General features: G+C 48.4%; 1 protein-coding gene. It reads left to right on the top strand.

Features of this window, described 5'->3' with window-relative positions; genetic code table 11:
- Positions 1 to 1,939, top strand: a 1,939-nt coding sequence (locus ABD846_RS06130; protein ID WP_344823920.1) for a hypothetical protein, incomplete at both ends; no start/stop codon positions are given.

The following is a 1,939-nucleotide window of genomic DNA, read 5'->3' on the forward strand; positions in this document are numbered from 1 at the left end:
ACACTGCTTCTACACTGCGTACCCTGATCGGTTCTACAACAACAGGTCTGGTGGATACAGCAGCAGCATTGCGTAGCAAAATCAACAGCAACGACGCGGCTGTCCGCTCTGACCTGGCTGATACTTCTTCTACACTGCGTTCATTAATCAGTTCTACAACAACCGGTCTTGTGGATACAGCGGCTGCACTGCGTAGCAAAATCAATAGCAATGATGCGGCTATCCGCTCTGACCTGGCTGATACCTCTTCTACACTGCGTACCCTGATCAGTTCTACAACAACTGGTCTGGTAGATACAGCTGCAGCGCTTCGTGCTGGCTTGAATACAAAAGTTGCGTATGCAGATACCGCTTCTATGTTGTCTCCATACGCTCGCAAGCAAGCTCTGAACGATACCGCTTCTACACTGCGTACCCTGATCAGTTCTACAACAACAGGTTTGGTTGATACGGCAGCAGCGCTTCGTGCTGGCTTAAATACAAAAGTTGCATATGCAGATACAGCTTCTATGCTGTCTCCATATGCGCGTAAGCAAGCTTTAAACGACACCGCTTCTACACTGCGTACCCTGATCGGTTCTACAACAACTGGTCTTGTCGATACAGCAGCAGCTCTGCGTGCTGGCTTGAATACAAAAGTTGCTTATGCAGATACGGCTTCTATGCTGTCTCCATATGCGCGTAAACAAGCTTTGAACGACACCGCTTCTACACTGCGTTCATTGATCGGTTCTACAACAACTGGTCTGGTGGATACAGCAGCAGCACTTCGTAGCAAAATCAACAGCAATGATGCGGCAATCCGTTCTGACCTGGCTGATACTTCTTCTACATTGCGTACCCTGATCAGTTCTACAACAACTGGTTTGATGGATACAGCAGCAGCACTTCGTAGCAAAATCAACAGCAATGATGCGGCAATCCGTTCTGACCTGGCTGATACTTCTTCTACATTGCGTTCTTTGATCAGCTCTACAACAACCGGTCTGGTGGATACAGCGGCAGCGCTTCGTAGCAAAATCAACAGCAACGACGCGGCTATCCGTTCTGACCTTGCTGATACTTCTTCTACACTGCGTTCATTGATCGGTTCTACAACAACTGGTCTGGTGGATACAGCGGCTGCACTGCGTGCCGGCTTGAATACAAAAGTTGCATATGCAGATACCGCTTCCATGCTGAACCCATACGCTCGTAAGCAGGCTCTGAACGACACAGCTTCTACACTGCGTTCATTGATTGGTTCAACAACAACTGGTCTGGTTGATACAGCGGCTGCACTGCGTGCTGGATTGAATACGAAAGTTGCGTATGCAGATACGGCTTCTATGCTGTCTCCATATGCGCGTAAACAAGCTCTGAACGACACTGCTTCTACGCTGCGCACTCTGATCAGTTCTACAACAACAGGTCTGGTGGATACAGCAGCCGCACTGCGTGCTGGTTTGAATACAAAAGTTGCGTATGCAGATACCGCTTCTATGCTGTCTCCATATGCGCGTAAACAAGCTTTGAATGACACAGCTTCTACACTGCGTACCCTGATCGGTTCTACAACAACAGGTCTGGTGGATACAGCAGCAGCATTGCGTAGCAAAATCAACAGCAACGACGCGGCAATGCGTTCTGACCTGGCTGATACCTCTTCTACATTACGCTCATTGATCAGTTCTACAACGACTGGTTTGGTGGATACGGCAGCTGCATTGCGTGCTGGATTGAATACGAAAGTCGCGTATGCTGACACAGCTTCTATGTTGTCTCCATACGCTCGTAAACAAGCTTTGAATGACACAGCTTCTACATTACGTTCATTGATCGGTTCTACAACAACTGGTTTGGTGGATACAGCGGCTGCACTGCGTGCTGGATTGAATACGAAAGTTGCGTATGCAGATACGGCTTCTATGCTGTCTCCATATGCGCGTAAACAAGCTCT

The sequence above is a fragment of the Rurimicrobium arvi genome (genome assembly GCF_039540495.1).
Lineage (GTDB): Bacteria > Bacteroidota > Bacteroidia > Chitinophagales > Chitinophagaceae > Rurimicrobium > Rurimicrobium arvi.